This window comes from Mesorhizobium temperatum (assembly GCF_002284575.1).
GTDB classification, from domain to species: Bacteria; Pseudomonadota; Alphaproteobacteria; order Rhizobiales; family Rhizobiaceae; genus Mesorhizobium; species Mesorhizobium temperatum.
The window spans coordinates 237,161-255,801 of sequence record NZ_NPKJ01000019.1; the positions used below are offsets into that span (position 1 = coordinate 237,161).

19 protein-coding genes and 1 pseudogene are annotated in these 18,641 nt (G+C 61.6%); 14 read left to right on the forward strand and 6 right to left on the reverse strand.

All coding sequences use genetic code 11. The features are described from left to right. From ltnD to otnK, 3 genes are read left to right on the forward strand one after another with little or no spacing between them, the layout of a single operon-like run. Positions 1–945 (forward strand): L-threonate dehydrogenase, encoded by a 945-nt coding sequence (gene ltnD, locus CIT26_RS05135; protein WP_245319103.1) that lies wholly within the window; start codon positions 1–3, stop codon positions 943–945. A 19-nt stretch (positions 946–964) separates the two neighbouring features. Continuing rightward, on the forward strand, positions 965–1,783 hold the full coding sequence (gene otnI, locus CIT26_RS05140; protein ID WP_095491551.1) for a 2-oxo-tetronate isomerase: 819 nt from the start codon (positions 965–967) through the stop codon (positions 1,781–1,783). After that, positions 1,780–3,057, forward strand: a complete 1,278-nt coding sequence (gene otnK, locus CIT26_RS05145) for a 3-oxo-tetronate kinase (RefSeq protein WP_095491552.1) — start codon at positions 1,780–1,782, stop codon at positions 3,055–3,057. Before otnI ends, otnK begins: the two co-directional genes overlap by 4 nt. Positions 3,058–3,392: 335 nt before the next feature. Here otnK and CIT26_RS05150 read toward each other — a convergent pair whose 3' ends face one another. Further along, positions 3,393–4,535, reverse strand: a complete 1,143-nt coding sequence (locus CIT26_RS05150; protein ID WP_342586987.1) for an MFS transporter — start codon at positions 4,533–4,535, stop codon at positions 3,393–3,395. A gap of 886 nt (positions 4,536–5,421) precedes the next feature. Here CIT26_RS05150 and CIT26_RS05155 point away from each other — a divergent pair. The 7 genes from CIT26_RS05155 to CIT26_RS05185 all read left to right on the forward strand — a co-directional run bounded on the left by CIT26_RS05155 (position 5,422) and on the right by CIT26_RS05185 (position 11,611). After that, on the forward strand, positions 5,422–6,624 hold the full coding sequence (locus CIT26_RS05155) for an ABC transporter substrate-binding protein (protein ID WP_095491554.1): 1,203 nt from the start codon (positions 5,422–5,424) through the stop codon (positions 6,622–6,624). A 78-nt stretch (positions 6,625–6,702) separates the two neighbouring features. After that, the gene (locus CIT26_RS05160) at positions 6,703–7,569 is read left to right on the forward strand and encodes a branched-chain amino acid ABC transporter permease (RefSeq protein ID WP_095491555.1); all 867 of its coding nucleotides are present in this window, start codon (positions 6,703–6,705) and stop codon (positions 7,567–7,569) included. Positions 7,570–7,574: 5 nt separating this feature from the next. Next, positions 7,575–8,549: a branched-chain amino acid ABC transporter permease gene (locus CIT26_RS05165; protein WP_095491656.1), complete on the forward strand. Its 975-nt coding sequence runs from the start codon at positions 7,575–7,577 to the stop codon at positions 8,547–8,549. Positions 8,550–8,553: 4 nt separating this feature from the next. Beyond that, positions 8,554–9,333 (forward strand): ABC transporter ATP-binding protein, encoded by a 780-nt coding sequence (locus CIT26_RS05170; RefSeq protein WP_095491556.1) that lies wholly within the window; start codon positions 8,554–8,556, stop codon positions 9,331–9,333. A gap of 2 nt (positions 9,334–9,335) precedes the next feature. After that, positions 9,336–10,058, forward strand: a complete 723-nt coding sequence (locus CIT26_RS05175; RefSeq protein ID WP_095491557.1) for an ABC transporter ATP-binding protein — start codon at positions 9,336–9,338, stop codon at positions 10,056–10,058. Between the two features lie 8 nt (positions 10,059–10,066). Beyond that, on the forward strand, positions 10,067–10,807 hold the full coding sequence (locus CIT26_RS05180) for an aspartate/glutamate racemase family protein (RefSeq protein ID WP_095491657.1): 741 nt from the start codon (positions 10,067–10,069) through the stop codon (positions 10,805–10,807). 102 nt (positions 10,808–10,909) lie between these two features. Next, a complete protein-coding gene (locus CIT26_RS05185; RefSeq protein ID WP_095491658.1) occupies positions 10,910–11,611 on the forward strand; it encodes a GntR family transcriptional regulator in 702 nt (233 codons plus the stop codon). 426 nt (positions 11,612–12,037) lie between these two features. On the opposite strand, the gene CIT26_RS37355 is transcribed toward CIT26_RS05185, so the two are convergent. Further along, entirely contained in the window at positions 12,038–12,286 is a 249-nt protein-coding gene (locus tag CIT26_RS37355; protein ID WP_245319106.1) for a hypothetical protein, read from the reverse strand. Positions 12,287–12,472: 186 nt separating this feature from the next. Next, positions 12,473–12,892 carry a zinc ribbon domain-containing protein gene (locus tag CIT26_RS05195; protein ID WP_095491659.1) on the reverse strand — a complete coding sequence of 140 codons (420 nt, stop codon included), beginning with the start codon at positions 12,890–12,892 and terminating at the stop codon, positions 12,473–12,475. Between the two features lie 9 nt (positions 12,893–12,901). Here CIT26_RS05195 and CIT26_RS37000 point away from each other — a divergent pair, with 9 nt between their 5' ends. Further along, the gene (locus tag CIT26_RS37000) at positions 12,902–13,129 is read left to right on the forward strand and encodes a hypothetical protein (RefSeq protein WP_206072723.1); all 228 of its coding nucleotides are present in this window, start codon (positions 12,902–12,904) and stop codon (positions 13,127–13,129) included. Between the two features lie 377 nt (positions 13,130–13,506). On the opposite strand, the gene CIT26_RS05200 is transcribed toward CIT26_RS37000, so the two are convergent. Both CIT26_RS05200 and CIT26_RS05205 read right to left on the reverse strand, forming a co-directional pair. Further along, complete coding sequence (locus tag CIT26_RS05200) at positions 13,507–14,019, reverse strand: OmpA family protein (protein WP_095491558.1); 513 nt, start codon at positions 14,017–14,019, stop codon at positions 13,507–13,509. Positions 14,020–14,029: 10 nt separating this feature from the next. Beyond that, positions 14,030–14,689: a L,D-transpeptidase gene (locus tag CIT26_RS05205; protein ID WP_095491559.1), complete on the reverse strand. Its 660-nt coding sequence runs from the start codon at positions 14,687–14,689 to the stop codon at positions 14,030–14,032. 248 nt (positions 14,690–14,937) lie between these two features. On the opposite strand from CIT26_RS05205, the gene CIT26_RS05210 reads away from it, so the two are divergent. Beyond that, complete coding sequence (locus CIT26_RS05210; protein WP_342586984.1) at positions 14,938–16,017, forward strand: aminopeptidase; 1,080 nt, start codon at positions 14,938–14,940, stop codon at positions 16,015–16,017. Between the two features lie 229 nt (positions 16,018–16,246). Here the strand turns inward: CIT26_RS05210 and CIT26_RS05215 are convergent, their stop codons facing one another. Then, on the reverse strand, positions 16,247–16,480 hold the full coding sequence (locus tag CIT26_RS05215) for a hypothetical protein (RefSeq protein ID WP_095491560.1): 234 nt from the start codon (positions 16,478–16,480) through the stop codon (positions 16,247–16,249). Positions 16,481–16,693: 213 nt separating this feature from the next. Between CIT26_RS05215 and CIT26_RS05220 the strand changes: the two are divergent. Further along, positions 16,694–17,413 (forward strand): annotated as a pseudogene (locus tag CIT26_RS05220) (four-carbon acid sugar kinase family protein); the annotation flags it as partial. Positions 17,414–17,828: 415 nt separating this feature from the next. Beyond that, complete coding sequence (locus CIT26_RS38445) at positions 17,829–18,575, forward strand: methyltransferase domain-containing protein (RefSeq protein ID WP_095491562.1); 747 nt, start codon at positions 17,829–17,831, stop codon at positions 18,573–18,575. Positions 18,576–18,641 lie beyond the last annotated feature (66 nt).

The window sequence follows — 18,641 nt, forward strand, 5'->3', positions numbered from 1 at the left end:
ATGACCATGAACGACGAGCAGAAGGATATCCCAGCTGCAGCCACACTGCGGGTCGCGGTTATCGGCCTCGGTTCGATGGGGTTCGGCATGGCGACGTCGCTTCGCCGCGCCGGGTTCGAGGTGACGGGCTTCGACGTCAACGACCAGATGGTGGCGCGTTTTGTCGCCAACGGCGGGCGGGGGGCACAAACCCCCGCCCAAGCCGCCCAAGCTGCGGACGTCGTGGTTTCTGTCGTCGTTAATGCGGCGCAGACCGAAGCGATCCTCTTTGGCGCCGATGGGGTGGCCGAAACCCTGCCGGAGGGCGCGGTGTTCGTCTCCTCAGCCACCATGGATCCTGACGTTGCACGCAATCTGGCCGCCCGGCTGGAAACCACCGGACGGCTCTATCTCGACGCGCCAATCAGTGGCGGGTCGGTACGCGCGGCGGAAGGTGCCCTCACCGTTCTGGCCTCCGGCAGCGCTGCCGCCTTTGCCAAGGCGCGGCCCGCACTCGACTCGATGGCAGCCAAGCTTTATGAGCTTGGAGATGAACCGGGCGTCGGCGCGGCATTCAAGATGATAAACCAGTTGCTCGCCGGTGTGCATATCGCGGCAGCGAGCGAAGCCGTCGCCTTTGCCGCTCGGCAAAGGCTCGATATTCGCAAGGTCTATGAGGTCATCACCGCCTCGGCCGGCAATTCATGGATGTTCGAGAACCGCGTTCCGCACGTGCTTGACGGCGACTATGCCCCACGCAGCGCCGTCGACATTTTCGTCAAGGATCTCGGTATCATCCAGGATATGGCGCGCAGCGCCAAGTTCCCCGTGCCGGTGGCGGCCGCAGCGCTGCAGATGTTCCTGATGACCTCGGCGGCCGGGATGGGGCGCGATGACGATGCCTCGGTCGCCCGACTCTACGCACGGATCACGGGCACCGACTTGCCCGGCGAACCGCAAACCTGACCAGGACCGGACCCAGCCAATGCCCCGCTTCGCCGCCAATCTCACCATGATGTTCAACGAATGGCCGTTCCTCGACCGGTTCGCTGCCGCCGCCGATGCCGGCTTCGAAGCGGTCGAGTTCCTTTTCCCTTACGAGCATAGACCCGATGCGATCGCGGAACGCCTCGCAAAGAATGGTCTATGCCAGGTCCTGTTCAACCTGCCGCCCGGCAACTGGGCTGGCGGCGAGCGTGGGCTGGCCTCCCTGCCGGGACGGTTCGACGAGCTCCGGGTCGGCGTTGAAGCAGCGCTCTCTTACGCAGAGGCGACCGGCGTCAAGCGCCTCCATCTCATGTCGGGGATTGCCTCTCGCGACGACAAGGAAGCTGTCGAGGCCTACCGGAAGGCCATCGTCTGGACGGCCGGGAAACTCGCCGACCGAGGCATCGATCTCTTGATCGAGCCGATCAACGGCCGTGACATGCCGGGTTACTTCCTCAACGACTTCGGCTTCGCTGAAGCTCTCGTCCGCGACCTGGCGCTACCCAATCTCAAGCTGCAGTTCGACATCTACCATCGCCAGATCATGCATGGTGACGTCACCATGGCGCTTCGGCGGGTGATGCCGCTCATTGGTCACATCCAGATCGCCAGCGTGCCATCGCGGCATGAACCGGCGACCGGGGAACTCAATGATCACTTCATTTTCGACGAGCTGGACCGGCTAGGATATGCCGGCTTTGTCGGCTGCGAATACCGGCCGAGCAGCAAGACGCTCGACGGGCTCAGCTGGCTCGCTCCCTATACCGGCGAGCGCCAGCGCCCAATTTCAGGTGCCAAGCGTGGAGCTCTAACATGACGCTCTCGCTCGGCTGCATCGCGGACGATTACACCGGTGCCTCGGACCTGGCGAACACGCTGGCCAAAGAGGGTCTGCGTACGATCCAGACCATCGGAATTCCCACGGACGACCTGGCTTTGCCCGAAGTCGATGCGATCGTCGTTTCGCTTAAGATTCGGTCGATCGCCGCATCTGAGGCGGTCGAACGTGCCCGTGCCTCTGATCGCTGGCTGCGCGAGCGCGGCGCCGATCATGTCATGTACAAGATCTGTTCCACCTTCGATTCGACCGACAAGGGCAATATCGGCCCGGTGCTCGATTCCTTGCGCGCCGATGCCGGTGAAACAACGGTGCTGGTGACGCCGGCCTTTCCGCAGACCGGTCGCACCGTCTATCAGGGCAATCTGTTCGTCGGTGCGGCGCCGCTCAACGAAAGCCCCCTTAAGGATCATCCGCTCAACCCCATGCACGATGCCAACCTGGTCCGCGTTCTGGCTCGGCAGAGTGCTGCGGCGGTTGGACTCGTCGATCTCGCAATTGTTGCGCGCGGCGCGGAGGCGATCGTCGAGCGGCTGGCACGGCTGGCCTCCGATGGGAACGGAGCGGCCATCACCGATGCCGTGTTCGAGAGCGACCTCGAAGCAATTGGCGCGGCGGCGCTTCGTCAGCGATTGTCGATCGGAGCCTCGGGTTTGGGATTGGGTCTTGCCCGCGGCCTGATCGCAGCGGGCACCGTACGTCGCCACCAGAGGACCGCTGTTTACGGCAAGCCGGTCGCAGGACCAGCAGCTGTTCTTGCCGGAAGCTGCTCGCAGGCGACCTTGAAACAGATCGCCAACGCCGAGCAGACAATGCCCGTCCTGCGGCTCGATCCGGAAAAGCTTATGAACAGGCGGGACGAGGCACAGCTTGCCCTCGATTGGGCGGCCGAGCGGATGGCCCGAACTCCCGTCATCATCGCCAGCAGCTCCAATCCGGATGATGTATCAAGGCTCCAAACTCGCTACGGACGCGACGCGGTCGGCCAGGTCATTGAACGATCCCTCGCGGCGATTGCCGAAGGCCTGGTGGAACGGGGCGTGCGTCGGCTGATCGTCGCGGGTGGAGAGACATCCGGCGCAGTGGTTGACCGGCTTGCAATTCCCGCATTTCAACTCGGGCAGGAGATCGTTGCGGGCGTGCCCGTCTTGCACAGTATCGGAAGTCGCCACGGCGACATGGTGTTGGCTCTTAAATCTGGAAATTTCGGCGGCGAAAGCTTCTTCGCGGACGCTTTGGCCATTATGGCGTAAGCGCCGTGGCAGCTCTGGGCCGATTCCGGTCAGGCAGCTTTCAAGAACCGCCCTGCTAAAGCAGACGTTTAGGTCGGCTGGTGTGATGTCTGGGTCTGACCCGATGGGGGCTTCTGCAGCGGCTTTTCCACGCTCGATAGTAGACGTTCGACGGAACGGGTGATCCTGCCCCGGCAAACACCGATGATGTCAGATAAAGTGCGGCAGACAATGTCATGAGGAAGCGAGGCGACATTTCGCGCTCCGCGACAGCCGGAAGTGATCGACAACCGTTCCAACGTTTTCCTTCGCGATTGACCCATCCTGGTCAAACACCCCAAACCGGTGCGGCTGCATCACCGTTCCTCCGGCGGCTTGAGGTGCCGAAACTGCATCAGCAGCAGCAGATCGTAAGCGATCTTCAGTGCACCGCAGATGAGGAGGGGCCAAGCCCGGAACGAGGCAGCGAACAGAGCGCCCGCCAGCGCGGGACTGGCTGCGGCGGCCAGGCTGCGCGGGACCGATGTGAAGCTCGCGGCGGCTGCCCGCTCCACCTCGGTGACAACCGCCATCACGTAGGAAGAGCGCGTGGGCACATCCATCTGCGAAAGTGCGGCGCGAATCAGCAGCAAAGCGAGCGCCAGAGGGAGCGTCGGCGCAAGCGCCGCCAGCATCAGGGCCAGGCTGGACGGAATATGTGTGAACACCATCGTGTTGATGAGTCCGATGTGCCGAGACAGCCAAGCTGCAACGGGGAATGAGAACGCCGAAAGTACGCCCGACCAAAAGAAGAAAAAGCCCGCTTCCGAGAGCGACAGGTCGAATTTTTCGAAAAGCCATAGGGCAAGCAGCGACTGGACGACAAAGCCGCCGGCGAAAGCATCAAGGCTAAAAAGTGCCGCAAGCTTGAAAACAATATTGCGCGAGGGCCCGAGCGCGGACGCGGTGCCGGCGTCCGACGTCGGACGGCGCCGCGGGATCCGCGCATAAAGGAGGCCCCCGAACAGGCCGAGCAATGCATAGAGCACGAACATCGCCTTGATACCGGTGAGTTGGTCGAGGCCGACTGGAGCCAGAAGATCAGGGGTTGCCGAAGCGAGCGCGCCAACGGCGCCTGCGAGCGCACCCACAAGGCTGTAACGCGCGAACATCTTGGTCCGCGCGGCGTCAGTGACCTCACGTGTGAGCGCGGCATGCTCCAAGGGCACGAAGACGCTGACGCTGCCGGCCGATGGGTTGATTGTGCCTGCGAACGCGATCACCAAAAGCAGCGCGTAGTCGTGGACCACAGCAAAGGCCGCACCCGTGGCGACCATCAGACTTGCGGCGGCAAGCAGGAGTTGGCGGTGATCGTACCGGGCGCCAAGGAGTCCGAAACCGATGGTCAAGAGCGCGGAACCGAGAAGCGACGCGGTCGCGATGACGCCGACCTGCAGAGGTGCAAAGCCTAATGCGAGGAGATAGACCGGCAACAGAACGGCCACGAAGCCGTCACCCATGTCGCGCAAGGCTCGAGCCGCAAAAAGGAAAGTCGCCGGGTGGATCCGCTGCACTGATCTAGCCTGCCCTCATCACCTGCGTCGGCACCACGGGCTTGGGGCAGCGTCGATCGACAGGGCTGGGAGATCATGACGGAGTCGCGTTAGACATTCCAGCGAGGCGAAGGCCATGCAGTTCGGGAAGTGGGTCAGAATTACCCGTGGTCTTGCTTTGGTAATGTCCAGGAAGGGGCGCATTGCCGCCCGCCAGCCTTGGGCGCCGAAAGCGGACGGGCGGCTTCTAGTGTGAGATGTAAGTGAGCAGACATTCAGCTCGGCGCAGGCTCGGTCCTAACCTGACCCAATCGAGACTTTGCCCGAGGGTAGACGATGGGCAAATCCTGACTCCAATCCGGACCTTGAAGCGGTCTTAAGCGACCTCGGAACCGGACCTTTGCCGCTGGTCGAGAACGGTCGCAGCCTGATAGCCGAGCCCAACGATGGACATGGCGGTGGCTAAGATCGTTCCGGTTCGATCCGCCCTTCCCCTTTATTTCTACGCGGCCGAGGGAGCGCCCGCGGCCGCGGGCGCGAATGCAATGCTAAGTGGCCCCGCTGGCCGCCACCGTCCCGGGGGGCTGGTATGGCTGCGATGCGGGAAGCCACATTAATAGTGTCGCCTAGAGATCGAACACGCGTTGCCGTGCCCGATGGTTCCCGCCACCACTGGCCCGAATTCGACGCCGATTCGAATCTTTGCGTTCTTCATCTACGACCGCTCACAAGATTGTCAACAATCTGAAAAAGTTTTGTTGACAGGTTATTGATTTGAGCCTTCACTCACAAAAGTCCGCGTATCGGTCGAGTTCTGTCGCAACAATGCGCGGCCTCCAAAGGGGAAAGAACAATGATCAACAGACGTTCAATAATCACATCCGCGGCGCGCGGCGCCGTCTCCGCGCTGGCAATCATGGCGGGCGGCACAATCACGGTGCACGCCGCCAACAAGGAACTCAAGATCGGCTTTGTCGGCGTGACGAGTGGCGCGGCCGCTGCGTGGGGCACATCCAACGTCCGCTCGATGCAGACGCGCGCCGCCTGGATCAACGAAACCGGCGGTGTGAAGATTGGTGACGAGACCTACGACATCAAAATCGTCACCTTCGACGACCAGAAGGACCCGAAGCGGGCGATCGCCGGCATGGAGAAGATGGCCCAGGAGGGCATCCACTATGTCGTCGGTCCGAATGTCGACGACGGCGCGGCAGCGGTGCGTCCCGTGGCTGAATCCAAGGGCATCATCTATTTTCCCTACGCGTTCCCGAAGGAACTCTACACCCCGCCGGCGTCTAACGCCGTGCTCGGCATGATCGCCAACTACCAGTCAGCTCCGGCGATCTACAAATATCTCATGGAAAACAGGGGCGTGAAGAAAGTTGCCTTTGTCGCCGCCAACGAATCCGATCCGCTGAGCCAGCGGGATGGCGGTGTTGCCGCGGCAAAGGCGCTCGGGCTCGAGGTTGTGGCTGCCACGGATGTCTACCAAAACGATACCCGCGATTTCACGCCGGTACTGACGCCGATCGTTTTGCAAAAACCGGACCTGCTGGTGCTTTCGGGTGTCGCGCCCGGCAATGCGCCGCTGCTGATCCGCGCCGCGCGCGAGCTCGGCTACGAAGGCCTGATCTCCACCGAAACGGCGCAGGATGCCAAGGTGCTGGAGGAGGGCGCGGGCGAGTTGGCCAACGGCTTCCTCTCGGTCGGCGGCGCATCGACGCCCGAAATCGCGTCCGACACGATGAAGGAATTCGTCGACCGCTATACGAAAATGTTTGGCGAATACAATGACGAGTCCAACACCAAGGTCTACGCGCTCGAATACATCATCGAGACGCTGAAGGCGAACCCGGCCGCGATCGACAATGTCGAGGAATTCAAGAAGACGATCGACACTTTCTCGGCGCCCAATCCCTACCTGAAGGACGATGCCAAGCTGACCTATGTCGGAATGACGTCGTTCGGCCAGAAGCGCCAGCTTTCGGTCCCGATGGTGGTCACGGAATACCGCGACGGCAAGTTCGAGACGCTCTTCGTCGCTCAAGTCGATTGACGCAACTGCACTGAAGCGGATTGCCGCAGAGGCTCTCGTGCATTCGTCTTGAGCCTCTGAACGGCCGGAACCATCCTGATGGAACAAGTCATCGCTAACGGGCTCTATCTTGGCGCGCAATACGCCTTGATCGCGCTCGGTCTGACCCTGATCTTCGCGCTGATGAACGTGCTTAACTTTGCCCATGGGCAGATGTACGTTCTCGGCGGCTTCGTCACCTACACCGTCTATGGCCAGCTCGGCATGCCTTTCGTCGTCGCGCTCGTCGCGTCCGGGATCACGCTGCTGGTCATTGGAGCGCTGGTCGAGAAATTCCTTTTCAGAACGGTGATCAAGCGAAGCGTGCGGGAGGAAAGTACGATGCTTCTCGCGGCGGCGGTCGCATTCTTCCTCGACGCCGTGATCCTTCTCCTGTTCGGTGAAAAGCAGCGCGGCGTGCCGAAGATCGTCAACGGCGTCTTCGCCTCCGACAGCCTCATAATGCCTTACGACCGGCTGCTGGTCGGCGCTCTCGCCATACTTTTCATCGCATCCTTCGTGCTTTTCATGCAGTATAGCAAGCCGGGACGCGCCATGCGGGCGCTGGCGCAGGACCGGGTCGCGGCGCAGCTTATGGGCGTCGAGGTCGACCGCTATTCGATGATCGGCTTTGCGCTTGGCGCCATGCTTGCCGGCATAGTCGGCGGGCTGCTGGTCGCCACCACGGGCGTCAATTCGGGCATCGGCGGGCCGATCTCGATCAAGGCGTTCTTGATGGTGATGATCGGTGGGGCCGGCGTCGTCAGCGGAGCGATCGCCGGCGGCTTCATCCTCGGCATGATGGAATCGGTCGGCCTGACGGTGCTACGCCACTATGGCGACGTCACCTATCTCGTCATCTTCGCCGCGCTGATGGTCTTCCTCAGCATCCGCCCGAACGGGCTCATGGGCAAGCCGTGGGGATGATGGACATGAAGCGTACACGCAACATCCTCGCCGTCGCTGTCTTCCTGCTGGTCGTACTCATCGGCGTGCCCTGGCTGATCGAGGCGACCGGTCGGCTCGATCTCTACTACACGCTGACCTCAGTCGCGCTGCTCAGCATCGCCAGCGCCGGCGTGTGGGTGACCTTCTACATCGGCCGCATCAATATCGGCCAGGGTGCCTTCGCGCTTATGGGCGGCTATGTTTCGGCCATCCTTGTTGTCCAGTACGGTGTGTCGTTCTGGCTGACACTGCCGCTGGCCGGGCTGTTCTGCGCCGCTGCAAGCGTGCTGATCGGACTGCCCATCCTCAGGCTCCGCGGCGTCTATTTCGCCATGGTCACGCTGGTTTTGACCGAAGTTGCACGGCTGCTGGCGCTGGCGCTGCCGATCACCAACGGCGCCAAGGGCATGGTGAGCATTCCGCTCCCCGGCGGCATTTCGATCTTCGGCCTGACCATCCTTCCCGATTTCGCGACGCTCGCCAATCCGCGCCCGGCGTTCTATCTCGTCTCCGTGGTGCTGATGGTGCTGTGCTTTGCCGGGCTTTACCGCCTGGTCCATTCGCGCATCGGCAAGCTCTGCCAGTCTCTGCAGCAGAACGAGGAACTGGCCTCCTCGATCGGCGTCAACATCGCCTATCTGCGCGTCATCGCCTACGCCATCTCCTCGTTCCTCGGCGGTCTCGGCGGCGCGATGTTTGTCGCCATCTCGCAGTCGATCTATCCGTCCAGCTTTACGGTCACCGACTCGGTGAACTTCATGCTGAACTGCTTCCTCGGCGGGCTCAGCTACGTCTTCGGGCCGATGATCGGCACCTTCGTGCTCTATTTCGGCTGGGATTTCCTGTTCGAGACCGGCGAGTTCCAGTTGCTGATCTTCTCGTCGGTGCTGATCGCGCTGATGCTGTTCCTTCCCAACGGCCTGCTCAGCCTCCGGCTGTTCGGCAAGAAGCAGGGCTAGGACCATGACTGAGCTTCTCCAGATCAAGGCAGTGACCAAACGCTTCGGCGGGCTGGTCGCGGTCAACAATGTTTCCTTCGCCGTCCGAGAACGCGAAATCCTCTCCGTGATCGGTCCCAACGGCGCCGGCAAATCGACGTTGTTCAAGCTGATTTCCTCTTTCCTCAGTCCGACCTCCGGCGAGGTGCTGTTTCGCGGACAGCGGATTTCAGGTCTCGCGCCGCATATCGTCGCCCGGAAGGGCGTCGTGCGCACATTCCAGGAGACGACGATCTTCAAAAGCATGACCGTGCGCGACAACGTCATCATCGCGCATCACCTGCGTTCCAATGCCACCCTTGCCGGCTTCTATCTCGGCACGAATACAGCGCGGCGCGACGAGGCTGAATTCGGGCGATCCGCCGACGAGATCATCGACTTCCTCGATCTCGGCGCGCAACGGCATGAGATCGCCAGCACGCTGCCGCACGGCCATCTGCGCGCGCTGGGGATTGCCATCGGCCTCGCCACCAACCCGACCGTGCTCCTGCTCGACGAACCCTTTGCCGGCATGAACCACGACGAAACCGTGCGTGCGGTGGAAATGGTGCGCGGCGTCCGCAAACGCGGCGTGACCGTGCTACTCGTCGAGCACGACATGCCTGCCGTGATGAACATTTCCGACCGTATCGTCGTCCTGAACTTCGGCGTCAAAATCGCCGAGGGAACGCCGAAAGAAATCCAAGAGAACGAAAAGGTCATCGAAGCCTATCTGGGCGCCGAAGACGAGACGATCGGATTTTAGCCATGACCGAACTGCTGAACGTCTCCAATGTCGAACTCTACTACGACCACGTCTATGCGCTGAAGGGCGTGTCGCTGAACGTCAACGAGGGCGAGACGGTAGCGCTGATCGGTGCGAACGGTGCGGGCAAATCGTCAGTCCTGCGCGCCATCACCGGCCTGAAAAAGGTCCGCAGCGGCGAGATCCATTTCCAGGGCCGTCGCATCGACAAAACGCGGCCGGACGAGCTGGTCAGGATGGGCATCGCCATGGTGCCGGAGGGCCGGCGCGTCTTTTCCTACATGACCGTGCGCGACAATCTGATGATGGGCGCATTCACCCGCACCGACAAGGCCGACATCGCCATGACGCTGGACATGGTGCTCGGGCGTTTTCCGCGCCTGAAGGAACGCTATTCGCAGATGGCGGGCACGATGAGCGGCGGCGAACAGCAGATGCTGGTGATCGGGCGGGCGCTGATGGCCAAGCCGAAGCTGCTCTTGCTCGACGAACCCTCGCTCGGCGTCGCGCCGAAGCTCGTGCAGGACATCGCCCGCTCGATCGTCGCGATCAACCGCGACGAAAAGGTCAGCGTGCTGCTGGTCGAGCAGAATTCGCGCATGGCGCTGCGCATCTCGCAGCGCGCCTACGCACTGACGACCGGAAAGATCGCGCTGGCGGGAGATTCGGCTGAGCTGCTTGGCGACAACCGGGTCAAGAAACTCTATCTCGGCGGCGAAATATGAAAGCGCAAATGGACATACTCGTCGTCAATCCCAACACCACCGCGTCCATGACCGAGAAGATCGGCGAGGCGGCACGCGGCGCGGCTTCGGCCGGCACCAGGATCATCGCGATCAATCCGAAGGATGGGCCGCCGAGCGTTGAAGGCTATTTCGACGAGGTCTTCGCCATCCCGGGAATGATCGGCGAGATCCAGAAACATCCGGCGGCGAGCGCCTGCGTCATCGCCTGCTTCGACGACACCGGCCTAGACGCAGCGCGCTGCGTCGGGGAGATGCCGGTGGTCGGCATCGGCGAAGCGGCGTTTCATATGGCGAGCCTGATTGCCGGCAGGTTCAGCGTCGTGACGACGCTGTCGCGTTCGGTGCCGGCGATTGAGCACAATCTGGTGCGCTACGGCCTCGCCAGCCGTTGCGCCAGGGTGCGGGCAAGCGACGTTCCCGTTCTGGAGCTCGAAGTGCTCGGCTCCAACGCCCGCCATCGAATTTCTGAGGAGATCGAGTGCGCCATCCGCGACGACCGGGCCGAAGCGATTGTGCTGGGATGCGCCGGCATGGCCGATCTCGCCGCCGCGCTCAGCCGCGAACATGGCCTTCCCGTGCTCGACGGCGTCGCCTGCGCGGTTAAACTCTGCGAGAGCCTCGTCGGCCTTGGCCTGTCGACCTCGAAGCGCGGCGGCTACCAGGTTCCACTCGAAAAATCCTTCGCCGGAATCTTTGCGCCCTTCTCGCCCTCCGGCCGTGCATCCTGATGCGTGCAAATTTGTTGACATTCCCGCACAGGATGTTCGATGTCCGGCCTGAAGCGCGGTGTTCGCGCCGCTATGCGATCCGGCCGCTGGGACAATGAGACGATGGACCTGCTTCGACCAAAGACACGGGACGGCAAGCCGGCGATGCGCTGGTTTCCGGTCTATGCCGGCCTGCGCGACGCCATCGTCAGCCACCGCCTCGCACCGGGCACAAAACTACCCGAGGACGAACTCGCCTCGATCTATTCGGTGAGCCGCGCGGTGATACGCGCGGCGCTGCAGGCGCTGTCGCATGACCGCTTGGCCCGGCTCGAGCCGAACCGCGGCGCGTTCGTCGCCCAGCCGACTAAGCAGGAAGCGCGCGAGGTGTTCGAAGCGCGGGCGCTGATCGAGCCCAAGGTCGCGGCGCTTGCCGCCGACGTGGCAAAGCCGGCCGAGATCGCGCAACTGCGGCTTCATCTCGAAAAAGAGCATGAGGCCCTGCATGCCGGCCGCGACAGCGACGCCATCATGCTGTCGGCAAAATTCCACGTCGGGATCGCCGAAATCGCCGGCCATTCGATCCTAACCGGCTTCGTCAAAGACCTGCTGTCGCGGTCGTCGCTGATCATCGCGCTTTACTGGCGCCGCCGCGACACCACCTGCGAAAGCCAGGCCCATCACGCCCTTGTCGATGCCATCGAAAAACACGACGCAAAAGACGCGTCCGACCTGATGCGAAGTCATCTCGTCGACCTGCTGTCGGGCCTTGATCTGTCGCTTGGCGAGAAGAAGCCCGAGAGCCTGTCGGACATCTTGCGCTGATCTCCGCTGGCAAACTCTTCGCCGGAGTTCGCCGATGTCCGCGCCATGCTGGGCGTGATTGAAGGCATAGCTTCGGTCCATGACTGCTGCTTCTTCGTTCCTGCCGTCATAACAGTAGCGCTCGTAGAGTTCGCGGCGCTGCCCCTCCAGCCGCCACTGCTGCTGGGCCATAGAGTCAATATCAGTCCCTCCCGCACAACGAGCCGGTAGGGTAACGCGCCCGGATCAGAGCTTGAAGCGGCAATCCTAAAGCGTGTGTATGCCAACCAACCCGCGACGGAAACAAAGCAAATCGCTACGAAGATCCGCTCACCCACCCCTAACGAGACCTCCACTGCTGTGTCGGCGAAAGCCCTGAAATGGCGCAAACACGTCGGCCAGCGTGGTCGTTTGGAAGTCGGCTTTCAGGAAGCGCCAAAGGCACCCTCAATGACCGGTATCAGGCGCAAAAGCGGACCTAACATAGCAGCGCACTTTGTGCGTGCGCCATTGCGCCGGTACGGGCTGAAGTAGATCAGCAGTGGTCATCGTGGCTGGTTGGTGCCCGTCGAGCACCGTCTCGACGATTGCCGGAGAAAGCAGCGTCAGTTGTAAGAGACGATTGACGTATGAGGCGCTGATTTTCTCTGCCTTGGCGATATCCTCGGCGCTCGCGTAGGCGCCCTGCTTCAGCATCTGATGCCAGCGATAGGCGCGGGCAATTGCTTTAACGAGCGTGTTGTCGACGCGGGGCCGAGCAGAGGCCCATTGTTCCTGGCCAAGCGGCGCGACGATCAGCTTGCGTTCTCCCCGCTTGCGAAAGCGTCAGCGGAACCTCAATGGTGATGATGCTTGCGTTGCCGCTGAGCTCAGCATCGGACATCACGCGGCGCTCCTGACATCGTGACGCTGGTTAAGGTCGGCCGCAAGACCGGCCAACCCCTCGGTGCGCAGGCGCATGGAAAGGCTGTCCATTGTCACGTCCACGCGCTCGACCAGCAGCTGGACAATGCGCGCCTGCTCGGCGGGGAAGAGTTCATTCCAGAGCGGATCAAGGTCGAGCAGCGCCGCCCTCACCTCGCTTTCACTGATGCCGGCGTCCGTGAGGCGTGCTGCCTTCCAGGTGGCGACGATGATTTCGGGCGAGCGGAGGAGGATTCGCAACTGATCAATGACGGCTGCCTCGACCTCGGCCGCTGGCAGGCGCCCAACCGGGCATGCGCCAGCACCGTGCTTCAGTACCGATTGGCTAACATAGTAGCGGTAGAGCTTGCCTGCCCTGACGCCGCGGCGTGGCGGCAATCTCGTATCGTGAACGCGGTTGAAGAAGTGCGAAGCTGGACGGATGAGCAAGGCCGGCACCCCTTGTCTGATGACGCCAACACCATCAAGAAGCGAAAGGCGGACAAAGTACTCCGCGTGCTGCGGACATACCGTGTGGTTGTCACGACGGAGGAGGCCTTCCTGCATTTCGTGAAATCATGGGCCGATTGGATGGGGAGCCTCGACCTCGATCCGCGGCTGGTGATGGCCGCATGAGCGGGCGCTTCTCCAATTTCGTCATAAAGGCCTTGGTCGACACCATCACCGGAGGCGCCGGCTGCGACAGCGCCGATTGCCGCGCCCCGGGCCCGGTGGCGGCACGGATCGCACCGCCGAAACCTTCTTCGTGCGGTGCTGCCAGCCTCCGGCGACGGCGACGAGCGGCTCTCCGCACGCGATGTCTGCTTTTGGTGCGCAACCAAATCACTCGTATGACCGATATGCGGCGCAAAGCCGCCTGTTGCCTCGGCACTAGTGATATCCGCTTTTGGTGAATGGACAAGATCTTTGTAACGGCCGTCATCGGCGCAAAGCAGCCATGCCGCCGTCGCGTGTGAGACTCTGCTTCGGGTCACAAGCAGAACAGCAGCCCCCTACGGCTCGTCCCTCTCATCGCGCAAATTAGACACAACGCGGCGGTTCTGCGACCTGCAGGCGGTGTCGGGGCAGTCGCGGACGAGCCTGTCCTTGCCGTAGCCCTTGGCCCACATGCGGTTGCGGTCTATGCCGCCGGCGGCGAGGTAGTCCATCACCGCATCGGCGCGCTGCTGCGACAGCGCCGTTTCACTTGCGCCGGGATCGTCGGCGAAACCCTGCAGCTTGAGCAGCCAGCGCGGATGCTTTGCTAACCAGGCGATCTGGGTGTCAAGGGTGGCCTTGGCGACAGAATCGAGCGCGGCCGAACCTTGCGTGAAATAGGTGCGGCGGCCGACATTGAGGATAAAATCCTCCTCGCTGCCCGGCTGCACGTTCTGGAAGCCGGCAACCTCGGTGTTGGTGATGTCGGGCGTGGAAGGGGCCAGCGTGTTGCTGGTCGAGCAGGATGCGGCCAGCACCAGCAGGCTGGCGGCGAGCAGCCGGCGCGTGTTTTCAATCATGCGGTTCATAAGGCGCCAATCATTCGACAGTGGTGGAAGCGGGCACCTGGTCGGCGATGTGCGGCAGGACCTGCACCGCGGTGCCGATCGGGCAGCGCTGGTAGAGGTCGATGATGTCTTCCGGGAACATGCGGATGCAGCCGCTGGAAGCGTCGGTGCCGATGCTCCATGGCTCCAGCGTGCCATGCAGGCGGTAGCCGGTGTCGGCGCCGTTGCGGTGCAGATAGAGCGCGCGCGGCCCGAGCGGATTGTTGGACGCGCCGCCTGCGACCATGTGCGGTAGGTCCGGCTTGCGCTTACGCATTTCGGGGGGCGGGACCCATTGCGGCCACAGCGCGCGGCGGTCGATCGTCGCGCGGCCGTACCATTTGAAGCCGTCCTTGCCGACGCCGACGCCGTAGCGGATGGCGGTCTTGTTTTCCATGATGACGTAGAGGAAGTGGTGGCGGGTATCGACCACGACGGTGCCGACCGGCTCGCTGCTGAAATACTTGACGATCTGGCGATGCCATCTCTTGTCGATCTTGGCGAAGTTGGTCTTGCGATAGACAAAATTGTTGTCGCTGGCGGTACCGGCGAAAAAGGATTTTGCCGCCGCGGCTTGAGCAATATTGCTGGTTGCACCCACCGCGACCAGCGCCAGGCCGCCGAGCACGACACCCCTGCGTGATAAAACCATCGGCAATATTCCCCCCCATGCCAAAAGCCTTGCGAACCATAGTTGAGAATTACTTCGCCTCAAAGTGGAAAATGCTGCGTTGCTTCAGTCCGCCGTGTCCGGCATTCGGCAATTTGGCGGCGAGTGACCGAATTGTGACAATCTTGCCGAGGACGAACGTCTAACCTAAACCCCATCCAGGACCTTAACCAAATTGGCGCGACTGTTTGGGACCGGGCGTAGTTGCGACATTTGCCCTTTCCGGACGTGTGAGCGATGCCGTGGGCATGATGCATGCTTTTTTTCGTTCGGTTGCTGCGATGATCGTGATGTCCGGCGTGGCAGGTTGCACCAGCATTTCCTACTACGCACAATCCTTGAAGGGTCACGTGGAGATCATGGCGGCGCGCCAGGATGTCGGAGAGCTGATCGACGATCCTTCGACCCCTGGGACATTGCGCGCTCGAATGGCATCGGCGAGCGCCATCCGACAGTTTGCGATAGATGAACTAGTGCTGCCGGACAACAATAGCTACCGCAGCTATGTTGACGTTGGTCGGGACGCGGTGACATGGGCCATCTTCGCAGCGCCGGAATTCTCGCTGACGCCACGAACATGGTGCTTTCCGGTGTTCGGATGCGTTCCGTACCGAGGATACTTTTCCAAAAGGTCTGCGATTGAAACCGCTGTCGAACTTCAGAGACAGGGCCTGGACGTCTATGTGACGGGCATCACTGCATATTCCACGCTCGGCTGGTCAAGTGACCCGCTGCTAAGCACCATGCTCAGCCAAGATGAAGCGGGTCTTGCAGGGCTGGTGTTCCATGAGCTGGCCCACCAGCGCGTCTACATACAGGACGATTCCGCGTTCAACGAAGCGTTCGCTGCCGCTGTCGAAACAACCGGTGTAAGAAAATGGCTGCGCGCGAATGGGGATACTGCCGGTTTGCGCCGTTACGAAGCCGACCGGAGGCGCAGAGCTCAATTTCTTGCGCTGGTGTCGCAGATCCGAGACGAGCTAAGGCACGTCTATGACGACAGCGCTACCTCTGAGCAGAAGCGGGCCGCAAAGATAGCCGCGATCGAACGGCTGCGGATGCGCTACCGAGAGATGCGCGACAGTCGCTGGCGTGGATACCGGGGATACGATGTCTGGTTCGATTCTCCGATTAACAACGCGAAGCTCGCCGCGACTTCCGTCTACGGCGATCGGGTGGCGACGTTTCTCCGCTTGTTCGATTTGTGTTCGGGCGACTATCCACGATTCTTCGCGTCGGTTCGACGGATAGGAGCGTTAGACAAATCTGACCGCGCCGAAGCGCTCAAGGCGGCAGATTCATGCGATTGAGCCGGTCAATCCGAAGGCCAGAAGCGGCGAATCGGTCGCTGATGTACTCGGCAGCCGGCGCAGGTGATTGAATTGACCATTTGTCGGCCGATTTCCTAGGTACTTTGACGTCGGCGGGGCCGGAAGTCGCATGTCGGCCTACAGAAGCCAAAGCGGACTTGCCTGAACTCCCCGCGGGATCCTGGACCACAATGATTGCCGGCGGGCCGTGGCGCCTCAGCGTGCGCCCCTACGAGGCCGAAAACCTCACGCTCACGCCGCGCTGCCGAAAATAAGCCTGCATTAGCTTGCGGCCCGAACGGTTGTTCTGCGCCAGCCTGGTCGGGTCGAACACCGCTTGTTCTATCCCCTCTCGCGTCAGCGCTGCTTTGAGCGCCGCAATATGTGCGTCGATGTCGGCATTGTTCGCCCGGAGCGATGCATAGATGCTGTCGGTCGCCTCGGCCACGGTCGGCTCGCTCACGGGTGTACTCCTTTGGCTATTCGGGCGGCGGCTTAGCACAGATCAGCGGCTTCGCCGATACCGATAAGACGGCTAGATGGGCGGCAACAGTGTTCCTTGGGACTTAAAAAGGATGCCGATGACGCGCGGCCTTGGAAGCCAACGGCTCGCCGCTTTCGGGAAATGGTGTCGCCCGTTGTGAACGGCCGATATGGGCATACTGTCGCCTACCTGCTGGCACGGCTGGCCTCCGATGGGGACGGAGCGGCCATCACCGATGCCGTGTTCGAGAGCGACCTCGAAGCAATTGGCGCGGCGGCGCTTCGTCAGCGATTGTCGATCGGAGCCTCGGGTTTGGGATTGGGTCTTGCCCGCGGCCTGATCGCAGCGGGCACCGTACGTCGCCACCAGAGGACCGCTGTTTACGGCAAGCCGGTCGCAGGACCAGCAGCTGTTCTTGCCGGAAGCTGCTCGCAGGCGACCTTGAAACAGATCGCCAACGCCGAGCAGACAATGCCCGTCCTGCGGCTCGATCCGGAAAAGCTTATGAACGGGCGGGACGAGGCACAGCTTGCCCTCGATTGGGCGGCCGAGCGGATGGCCCGAACTCCCGTCATCATCGCCAGCAGCTCCAATCCGGATGATGTATCAAGGCTGCAAACTCGCTACGGACGCGACGCGGTCGGCCAGGTCATTGAACGATCCCTCGCGGCGATTGCCGAAGGCCTGGTGGAACGGGGCGTGCGTCGGCTGATCGTCGCGGGTGGAGAGACATCCGGCGCAGTGGTTGACCGGCTTGCAATTCCCGCATTTCAACTCGGGCAGGAGATCGTTGCGGGCGTGCCCGTCTTGCACAGTATCGGAAGTCGCCACGGCGACATGGTGTTGGCTCTTAAATCTGGAAATTTCGGCGGCGAAAGCTTCTTCGCGGACGCTTTGGCCATTATGGCGTAAGCGCCGTGGCGGCTCTGGGCCGGGAGCGGACTGGCCGCTTCCGGGACGAGGTTACCGACAAGCGGCCATTCCGCTGACGACCCCTTTGCCTTTGCGGAAGTTCGCTCACCCTCGGTCGAACTCACGCCCATGACCCGAAGCCGTTATCCGCCACACACACGTGTCCGTCCTAAGATCGGTGCAGATCTGCCGGCACCGTTCGGGCAAGATACGACCGCCCACCGTGTAGGTCCGGAATGGCGCAACCACATCATCACTGCCTAATGGCCGCGTGCAAGTCTGGCCTTCCTAATGTGCGACAGCTTGATGGTTAGCGGGATTGGCGTGAAATCTCAGCAAAACGCTGCAAGCAATTCCTTTATTGTCGCCGACTCAAGTGTCAAAGTGCGAGCGGCGTAGCTTGCGGGAGGTCCTCATGAGAAGTCTTCAATCGACGTTGAGACGGATTCAAATCGTGGCCCTTAATCGGACACATGCTGCGACGCTGAGAGGGTTGAGCAAGGTTCGTGAACACAGGCATTGCCCCTTGTGTGGGTGGACGGGATTCCAATTTTCTGCCGGTAAACCTGGTCCATTCTTCCGGTTTGACGCTCGATGCCCATCATGCTGGTCCGCGGAGCGTCACAGGCTAGCTTACATCCTTCTGAAGGATTCCCTCCCGGCCAAGATAGATAAAATTCTGCACTTCGCTCCCGAACCAGAGATCCAGAAATGGCTCCAGCGAAGTTGCACTGAGTACCACACTGCCGATCTTATGGATCCGCAAGTTATGCATAAGGTTGACATTCAAGACATGCCGTTTGAGGACAACACCTACGATCTCATCTGGTGCTCGCACGTTCTAGAACACGTCCCTGATGACCGAAGGGCTCTGAGCGAAATCAGCCGTATCCTCGCCCCAAACGGCATCGCCGTGATTCAGGTACCTCTTTGGGGATCTAAAACCATCGAAGGCGACCTCCCAACTTCCGAACGCGTGCGGGTCTACTATCAGGAAGACCACCTTCGCCGTTACGGAATGGATATTCTGGAGCGGCTTTCTATGGATGGACTTTCTGTCAGCGTCCGCAGTGTTCAAGAACTGGAACTTCAGTTAGTATTGAGGTGCTCACTGAACGACATGGCGAGCAACGATGTTTTCCTTCTCAGGAAGCTCGCCTGACATCGCTCGGCTCTTCCAGCCCGCGGTCATACTCGGCGGCGGAGAATCTCATCTTGCTCCAGTCCC